Source organism: Pseudomonas sp. Sample_9, from assembly GCF_004307535.1.
Classification (GTDB): domain Bacteria; phylum Pseudomonadota; class Gammaproteobacteria; order Pseudomonadales; family Pseudomonadaceae; genus Aquipseudomonas; species Aquipseudomonas mercuritolerans.
The window spans coordinates 14340-22630 of the sequence record NZ_RAZO01000053.1 but is presented as its reverse complement, the minus strand read 5'-3'; the positions used below and the strand labels follow the sequence as shown (position 1 = coordinate 22630).

Sequence of the window (8291 nt, the reverse complement as noted above, 5' to 3'; positions counted from 1 at the left end):
GCTGCGCAGCCGGACGGGGATAAATCCCCTCACCACAGGGGATTCATTCCAGATTGCTTATGGCCGGGCCTTGAGCTGCGCTTCAGCCGCCGACGCCAGATCCGGCGGCAGGAAGTCCTTGTCCGGGTTGTAGTCGGCTTTCAGATAGCGCCGCAGATCTTCCAGGTCACCCGGATTCAGCGTTCCCGCCGCCTGCTTCAGGCGCAGGTTGTCGAGGATGTAGTCGTAGCGGGTGTTGTTGTAGTTGCGCACCGAGGTGTACAGCTGGCGCTGCGCGTCGAGCACGTCGACGATGTTGCGTGTGCCGACCTGATAACCGATCTCCGTGGCTTCCACCGCGCTCTGGTTGGAGATGATCGACTGGCGGCGCGCCTGCACCTGCTCGACGTCGGTGTTCACCGCGCGGTGCAGATTGCGGGTGTTTTCCACCACTTGCCGGCGCAGCGATTCGCGCTGCTGTTCGCTCTGATCCAGTTGCGCATAGGACTGACGCACTTGCGAACTGGTCAGCCCGCCGCTGTAGATCGGGATGTTCAGTTGCAGGCCCAGCGTGCTCTGCTCGACGTTACCGCCATAAGGCGCGCCGAACGAGTTGGGGTTGGCGAAGCCGAGGGCGTCGTTGTCGCCTTTCTCGTATTTCGCCACGGCGTCGAGGGTCGGCAAGTGGCCGGCCTTGCGCTGCTTGAGCGTCTGCTCGGCGGAGCTGACCGCGTAGTTGCTGGCGAGCAGATTGAGGTTCTGCCGCGCCGCCGTGTCGACCCAGGATTTCGCATCGTTGGGCGCCGGCGGCAGGATCGGCAGCGTGTGGACGATGCCCTGAATCGAGTTGTACTGACGGTTGGTCAGGGTGATCAACGCCTGGAACGCATCATCGACCTGACGCTGGGCGACGATACGGTTGGCTCGCGCGGTGTCGTAACTGGCTTGCGATTGCAGCACGTCGGTCTTGTCCGAGAGGCCGACATCGAAACGCTCGTTGGACTGGTCGAGCTGACGTTTGAACGCCGCTTCTTCAGCCTTGGTCGAGGCCAGGTTGTCCTGGCTGCGCAGCACGTTGAAGTAGCTTTCGGCCGATTGCAGGATGAGATTCTGTTCGGTGGCCGAAAGCTGCAGCGCGGCCTGTTCGTTGACGTCCTTGGCTGCTTGATACTGGAACCAGCGATCGGCGCGGAACAGCGGCTGCGCCAGTGTCGCCTGATAGGAATGCGCGCTGCGGTTGGCGATGGCCGAGGGTTGGTCGATCGAGGTGCGCACGTCGGCGACTTCGGCGCCACCGGACAGGTTCGGCAGCAGACCGGCGCGGGCCTGCGGCACCACTTCTTTCTGCGCGCCATACTGGGCGCGGGCCGCCGCGAGGTCGGCGTTATTGTCGACCGCCTCCTGGTAGACGCTGACCAGATCGGTTTTGGTCGACAAGGGTGCTTCCGCTGCCCAGGCCATTGTGTTGGACGCACAGGACACGGCAACAGCCAGTGAAAGTTTGCGCAGCATGAGGCGATCCCTAGCATGAATATTATGGAAGTAATCCGGGCGCCAAAGGTAAGGCGCAGCCCGCACAGCGTCAAGGCTCAGCAGGCCAAGCGAGTGTAGTTGCGCATTGCTCCGGCAACAATCGGCCAGCCTGGGTATTTACGCCATTCATCATGGCGTTTGCTGCGGTGTTGGCGTTCCTCGGTGGTTGTGTCTAGACTGGCCGGGTTCTTGTCGGGGTGCCTTGCTATGAGGCTGAGATCGAATAATTTCGGATCCCGTTGAACCTGATCAGGTTAGCGCCTGCGTAGGGAACAAGATTTCTCGTCACCCGGCGAGTCCTCTTGTGCTTCGTCCGGGATATTGTTCGACAATCGAACGCCATGACGAATGCACAGCACCGGTCCTGGTGCGTCCGTGCCTTTCAGGTTCTGCTCCGACAATCCACTGCTGGATGCTGTCTGGAGAGCCCGTGATGACAACAAAAGAAAAAAACGCGATCAACCTGAGTGACTCGGCCAAGGTCGACGAGCAGTCGGTCAAGCCGTTCACCCGTTCGCAAAAAGTCTACGTTCAGGGTTCGCGCCCGGACATCCGCGTACCGATGCGCGAAATCAGCCTCGATGTAACCCCGACCGATTTCGGCGGCGAGATCAACGCCCCGGTCACGGTCTACGACACCTCCGGCCCGTACACCGATCCGAACGTGGTCATCGATGTGCGCAAAGGTCTGGCCGATGTGCGTTCAGCGTGGATCGATGACCGTGGCGATACCGAGCGCCTGCCGGGCCTGAGTTCGAACTTCGGTCAGCAGCGTCTGGCCGATGCCGAACTGACCAAACTGCGCTTTGCCCACGTCAACAACCCGCGCCGGGCCAAGGCCGGGGCCAACGTCAGCCAGATGCACTACGCGCGCAAAGGCATCATCACCGCCGAGATGGAATACGTCGCCATCCGCGAAAACATGAAGCTGCAAGAGGCCCGCGCGGCCGGCCTGCTCAAGCAGCAACACGCCGGCCACAGCTTCGGCGCAAGCATTCCGCAAGAAATCACCGCGGAATTCGTCCGCGAAGAAATTGCCCGCGGCCGCGCGATCATTCCCGCCAACATCAACCACGTCGAACTGGAACCGATGATCATCGGCCGTAACTTCCTGGTGAAGATCAACGGCAACATCGGCAACAGCGCCCTGGGTTCTTCGATCGAAGAAGAAGTGGCGAAGCTGACCTGGGGCATTCGCTGGGGCTCGGACACGGTGATGGACCTGTCCACCGGCAAACACATTCATGAAACCCGCGAGTGGATCATTCGTAACTCGCCGGTGCCGATCGGTACCGTGCCGATCTATCAGGCGCTGGAGAAGGTCAACGGCGTCGCTGAACACCTGACCTGGGAGCTGTTCCGCGACACCCTGATCGAACAGGCCGAGCAGGGCGTCGACTACTTCACCATTCACGCCGGCGTGCTCCTGCGCTACGTGCCGCTGACCGCCAAACGCGTGACCGGCATCGTCTCCCGTGGCGGCTCGATCATGGCCAAGTGGTGCCTGGCGCACCACAAAGAGAACTTCCTCTACACCCACTTCGACGAAATCTGCGAAATCATGAAGGCCTACGACGTCAGCTTCTCGCTGGGCGATGGCCTGCGTCCGGGCTCGATTGCCGACGCCAACGACGAAGCGCAATTCGGCGAACTGGAAACCCTCGGCGAGCTGACCAAGATTGCCTGGAAGCACGACGTGCAATGCATGATCGAAGGCCCGGGCCACGTGCCGATGCAGTTGATCAAAGAGAACATGGACAAGCAGCTCGAATGCTGCGACGAGGCGCCGTTCTACACCCTCGGCCCGCTGACTACCGACATCGCGCCGGGCTACGACCACATCACCTCCGGTATCGGCGCGGCGATGATCGGCTGGTTCGGTTGCGCGATGCTCTGCTACGTCACGCCGAAGGAGCACTTGGGCCTGCCGAACAAGGATGACGTGAAAACCGGGATCATCACTTACAAGATCGCCGCGCATGCGGCGGACCTGGCCAAGGGACACCCGGGCGCGCAGATTCGTGATAACGCACTGAGCAAGGCGCGTTTCGAATTCCGCTGGGAAGACCAGTTCAACCTCGGCCTGGACCCGGACACCGCACGTTCCTATCACGACGAAACCCTGCCGAAGGATTCGGCCAAGGTCGCGCATTTCTGCTCGATGTGCGGGCCGAAATTCTGCTCGATGAAGATCACCCAGGAAGTCCGCGAGTACGCGGCCAACCAACGCATCGACGCGGTCGACGTGGACGTCGCCAAAGGTCTGGCGGAGCAGGCCGAGCGGTTCAGGCAGGAAGGCAGTCAGCTGTACAAGAAAATCTAGCCACAAGCGGCAAGCGGCAAGCGGCAAGCGGCAAGCTGCAAGATTAGAAGCAGTCCGCGTACCGCTTTTAACTTGCGGCTTGCAGCTTGCAGCTTGCAGCTTTTTCCTGCTCCTCTTTGAGATAACACCCTTGAGCATTCAACCCGGCACTTATTCCCCCGACCTCGCCGTGCCCGCTGACAAGCGTGTCTTCGGCGGTCGCGATCTGTTTTCCCTGTGGTTCTCCCTCGGCATCGGCCTGATGGTTTTGCAGACCGGTGCATTGCTCGCGCCGGGCCTGGGCCTGTCCGGTTCTTTGCTGGCGATCTTCCTTGGCACGTTGGTGGGCGTGCTGCTGCTCGCAGCGGTCGGTGTGATCGGCAGCGACACCGGCCTGTCGTCGATGGCCGCGCTGAAGCTCAGCCTCGGCAGCAAAGGCGCGAGCCTGCCGGCGCTGCTCAATCTGCTGCAACTGATCGGCTGGGGCTCGTTCGAAATCATCGTCATGCGCGACGCCGCCAGCCTGCTCGGCACCCGCGCCTTCAGTGAAGGTTCGCTGTGGGCCAATCCGATCCTGTGGACGCTGTTTTTCGGCGCGCTGGCAACGTTGCTCGCGGTCAGCGGGCCGTTGACATTTGTGCGGCAGATCCTGCGCAAGTGGGGCATCTGGCTGTTGCTCGCGGCGTGCCTGTGGCTAACCTGGAACCTGTTTGCCAAAGCCGACCTCGCGGCGCTGTGGGCGCGCGCCGGTGACGGTTCGATGCCGTTCGCGGTGGGCTTCGACATTGCCATCGCCATGCCGCTGTCGTGGCTGCCATTGATTGCCGACTACTCGCGTTTCGGCAAACGCGCAAAGAATGTTTTCGGTGGCACGGCTGTGGGTTTCTTCATCGGCAACTTCTGGCTGATGAGCCTTGGTGTGGCCTACACCCTGGCGTTCGCGCCGAGCGGTGAAGTCAATGCGTTGCTGCTGGCCTTGGCTGGTGCCGGTCTGGGCATTCCGCTGTTGCTGATTCTGCTCGACGAGTCGGAAAACGCTTTTGCCGATATACATTCGGCAGCGGTCTCGAGCGGGATCCTGTTGCGTCTGAAAGTCGAGCACCTGGCCTTGGCCATCGGCGTGATCTGCACGCTGATCGCACTGCTGGCGCCGTTGGCGCAGTACCAGAATTTCCTGCTGTTGATCGGCTCGGTGTTCGCGCCGCTGTTCGGCGTGGTGCTGGTGGATCACTTCATCCTGCGCAAGCGCAGTGCTCAGGTCGCGTCAGCCGCATTGCGCTGGCCGGCGTTGCTGGCGTGGCTGGGTGGCGTGAGCACCTACCACTTGCTGGCGAATCTGTATCCGGATGTCGGCGCAACCCTGCCGGCGCTGGTGCTGGCAGGGTTGCTGCAACTGGTGCTGGGCCGGGCCTTCAGTTACGGCCGGGAAACAGCTCAGGCTTGAGAATGCCGTTCAGGCGCGGGTAAGGAATCTTCAGTTCGACGTGGCCCAGCGCATAAGGCGCGATGGTGGTCACGTCGTACTTGAGAATCACGCCACCGTAGGTCAGCGCCACGTGCGGGGTTTTCACGAACGGCCAGTTCGCAACGAATTCCGCCTCCTGATCGAGCTTGGTGCTGATCAGCCAACTGTTGTGCGCCACTTGCGCGGCTTTCCAGAATGCCTCTTCCTGACCCGGCAGCAACATGTCGGACAGGTTCAGCACCTTGTGCTGCTGGCGCGAATAGTTGATGAAACCGCGACCCGGCGTGCCGTGGGCGCCGCCGGTGTCGAGGTAGCTCGACAGCTCGATGATCACCAGTCCGTCATGCTGCTCGCGTACTTTCGCTTGCAGATAGCTGCTGTTGCGCGGGCCGGCACTGGCGAGGAACTGCTCGCGGTAGGCGGCCAGGGTTGGCGCGACCGGTGCGTTCTTCTCGGTGCGGGTCATTTGCAGCAGACGTTTTTCGATGATGCCGTCCAGTGCCGGCTCGTCCGGGAAGCGCAGGGTGTCGATGTTCACCAGCGGGCAATCGGGATTGGAACAGCCGGGTTTGAGTTGTTCCGAGGCGTCGCGGGTGGTTTCCAGCGGCGTGCGATAGTTGGGCTGGAACAGGCTGGCACAAGCGCCCAGAGTCAGGGCAATAGCGGCCACAGAGGCAATTTTGAAAAGCGACATGGGCGTCCTTTCGAAAGCAGGGGAAGGCGAAAAGTTACCGCTTCGACTCTCAACGGAGCAGTCAGTTCGCCACTAAGCTGATTAGAGTGTGTTTCACCGTCACCGTCCATCCCGCTGACGGTAAAGGGGCTGCATCAAACGGTGCGGGCGCGTTAGGATGGCGCGAAGTCGAGGTTGCCGGTTGTACATGGAAACCCCGTAAAGGATATGCAGTAAAGAGGATGATCATGACTGATTTTGCCAACGCCATTCCGACCGCCGTCGATATCGTGCGGCGCGAAAAATGCTACGAGGGCTTCTACAAGCTCGACCGTGTGCACTTGCGCCATGAGCTGTTCGCCGGGGGTATGAGCCGCGAGATCAACCGGGAAATCTTCGTGCGCCACGATGCCGTGTGCGTCCTGCCTTACGATCCGCAGCGCGATGAAGTGGTGCTGATCGAGCAGTTTCGCGTCGGCGCCATGGGCAAGGCCGACAACCCGTGGCTGGTCGAACTGGTCGCCGGTCTGATCGACAAGGATGAGCAACCGGAAGAAGTTGCTCACCGCGAGGCGCAGGAGGAAGCTGGGCTGAATTTCCAGGCCCTGTGGCCGATGACCAAGTACTTTCCATCGCCGGGCGGCAGCAACGAGTTCGTGCATTTGTATCTGGGGCGTTGCAGCACCGACGGTGTCGGCGGTCTGCACGGGCTGGAAGAAGAGGCCGAAGACATTCGCGTAACGGTCTGGGCATTTGAAGATGCCTTGCAGGCCGTGCGTGACGGTCGGATTGCCAACGCGGCGAGCATTATCGCCTTGCAGTGGCTGGCGCTCAATTGCGCCGAAGTGAGGGGGCTATGGTCGTAAACAAGCTGCGCGATCGTTATCGGGTTGACCTTGTGGGGCTGCAAGCCGCCTGCGAGGCCAACTACGCGCGCCTGATGCGACTGCTGCCGGACATGCGCAACGAACCCGAAGCGCGGCGTATCGCTGTGACCCAGGGCGAGCAGATGCTCGGCGTGCTCGCCCTCGAAGTGCTGCAGACCTGCCCGTACACCACGACCTTGCAGGTACGCCAGGAGCTCAGCCTGCCATGGTTGCCGGTGCCGCAACTGGAAGTGCAGGTCTACCACGACGCGCGCATGGCCGAAGTGGTCAGCGCCGAACATGCACGACGCTTTCGCGGCATCTATCCTTACCCGAACGCCGCCATGCACCAGCCCGATGAAAAGGCCCAGCTCAATGTGTTTCTGGGCGAATGGCTGAGTCATTGCCTGGCGTTGGGGCACGAGTACGAAGTCGTTCGCTAGTTGTGAACTGCGTCCGCTTCGGCGGTTTCCCCTTTGTGTCATCCCCCAGCATAATTGCCGCACCCATCCATTGTGTGCCTAGCCCCGGGAGAGCGCCTTGCCCAGCGTATCGACATTGACCAGCGCCGACCCGGCGCTGCTGGTGCAGTTGTCCGACAGCCACCTGTTCGCTGAAGCGCACAGCAAGCTGCTGGGCATGAAGACCCGCGAGAGCCTGCAACAGGTCATCGACCTGGTGTTGGCGCAACAGCCGCAGATCGATCTGCTGCTGGCGACCGGAGATATTTCCCAGGACGGCACGCTGGAGTCGTATCGGGCCTTCCGCCAGATGAGCGCGCAGATCAATGCCCCGGCGCGCTGGATTCCCGGCAATCACGACGAGCCGATGGTCATGGCCGAGGCGGCGGTGCAGAGCACCTTGCTCGAATCGGTAGTCGATATCGGCAATTGGCGGGTGACGATGCTGGATTCGGCGGTGCCGGGTTCGGTGCCGGGCTATCTGCAGGATGATCAGTTGCAACTGCTGGCCCGCGCGCTGAGCGAGGCGCCGGAGCGTCATCATCTGGTGTGCCTGCATCATCATCCGGTGTCGATCGGCTGCGCGTGGATGGAGCCGATCGGCCTGCGTAACCCTGAAGCGTTCTTTGAAGTGCTGGATCGCTTTCCCCAGGTTCGCGCGGTGTTGTGGGGGCATGTGCATCAGCAAATCGATCGCGAACGCAATGGCGTGCGTTTGATGGCCTCGCCTTCGACGTGCATCCAGTTCGAGCCGGGGAGTGCGGATTTCAAAGTGGGCGAGCAGGCGCCGGGGTATCGGTGGTTGCGGCTGTTGCCGGATGGGCGACTGGAAACTGGCGTCGAAAGAGTGACCGACTTCGAGTTCACAGTCGATTACGGCTCCAACGGCTACTGAACTGACAATCAAAAACCCTCACCCCAGCCCTCTCCCGGAGGGAGAGGGGGCCGACCGCGGTGTCTTTGGCTGTGCATCGACCTGAAACAGCGATATCGATTATGGATTCGCAGCAAA

Annotated in this window: 7 protein-coding genes and 1 riboswitch; of the genes, 5 read left to right on the top strand and 2 right to left on the bottom strand. The window is 61.5% G+C overall.

The annotated features are described in order from the left end of the window. Positions 1 to 57: 57 nt before the first annotated feature. Positions 58 to 1491, bottom strand: a complete 1434-nt coding sequence (locus tag D6877_RS03370; RefSeq protein WP_016771977.1) for a TolC family outer membrane protein — start codon at positions 1489 to 1491, stop codon at positions 58 to 60. A gap of 204 nt (positions 1492 to 1695) precedes the next feature. After that, positions 1696 to 1801: riboswitch (TPP riboswitch) on the top strand. Positions 1802 to 1945: 144 nt separating this feature from the next. Between D6877_RS03370 and thiC the strand changes: the two genes are divergently transcribed. Next, entirely contained in the window at positions 1946 to 3835 is a 1890-nt protein-coding gene (gene thiC / locus D6877_RS03365) for a phosphomethylpyrimidine synthase ThiC (RefSeq protein ID WP_130909846.1), read from the top strand. A gap of 130 nt (positions 3836 to 3965) precedes the next feature. Next, on the top strand, positions 3966 to 5258 hold the full coding sequence (gene cytX, locus D6877_RS03360) for a putative hydroxymethylpyrimidine transporter CytX (protein ID WP_130888437.1): 1293 nt from the start codon (positions 3966 to 3968) through the stop codon (positions 5256 to 5258). Here cytX and D6877_RS03355 read toward each other — a convergent pair. Further along, positions 5227 to 5973: an RsiV family protein gene (locus D6877_RS03355; RefSeq protein ID WP_016771974.1), complete on the bottom strand. Its 747-nt coding sequence runs from the start codon at positions 5971 to 5973 to the stop codon at positions 5227 to 5229. The genes cytX and D6877_RS03355 overlap by 32 nt on opposite strands. Positions 5974 to 6200: 227 nt before the next feature. On the opposite strand from D6877_RS03355, the gene D6877_RS03350 reads away from it, so the two are divergent. The 3 genes from D6877_RS03350 (at position 6201) to cpdA (ending at position 8174) form a co-directional block, all read left to right on the top strand. Further along, entirely contained in the window at positions 6201 to 6818 is a 618-nt protein-coding gene (locus tag D6877_RS03350; RefSeq protein ID WP_130909845.1) for an NUDIX domain-containing protein, read from the top strand. Next, positions 6809 to 7261: a DUF1249 domain-containing protein gene (locus D6877_RS03345; protein ID WP_130909844.1), complete on the top strand. Its 453-nt coding sequence runs from the start codon at positions 6809 to 6811 to the stop codon at positions 7259 to 7261. Before D6877_RS03350 ends, D6877_RS03345 begins: the two co-directional genes overlap by 10 nt. 97 nt (positions 7262 to 7358) lie before the next feature. After that, the gene (gene cpdA / locus D6877_RS03340) at positions 7359 to 8174 is read left to right on the top strand and encodes a 3',5'-cyclic-AMP phosphodiesterase (protein ID WP_130909843.1); all 816 of its coding nucleotides are present in this window, start codon (positions 7359 to 7361) and stop codon (positions 8172 to 8174) included. Positions 8175 to 8291: the final 117 nt, after the last annotated feature.

What these genes read in the sequence shown, in the direction of transcription:
- D6877_RS03370 (WP_016771977.1), bottom strand. Translation starts at nt 1,491, where the DNA reads ATGCTGCGCAAACTTTCACTGGCTGTTGCCGTGTCCTGTGCGTCCAAC.
- thiC (WP_130909846.1), top strand. Translation starts at nt 1,946, where the DNA reads ATGACAACAAAAGAAAAAAACGCGATCAACCTGAGTGACTCGGCCAAG.
- D6877_RS03355 (WP_016771974.1), bottom strand. Translation starts at nt 5,973, where the DNA reads ATGTCGCTTTTCAAAATTGCCTCTGTGGCCGCTATTGCCCTGACTCTG.
- D6877_RS03350 (WP_130909845.1), top strand. Translation starts at nt 6,201, where the DNA reads ATGACTGATTTTGCCAACGCCATTCCGACCGCCGTCGATATCGTGCGG.
- D6877_RS03345 (WP_130909844.1), top strand. Translation starts at nt 6,809, where the DNA reads ATGGTCGTAAACAAGCTGCGCGATCGTTATCGGGTTGACCTTGTGGGG.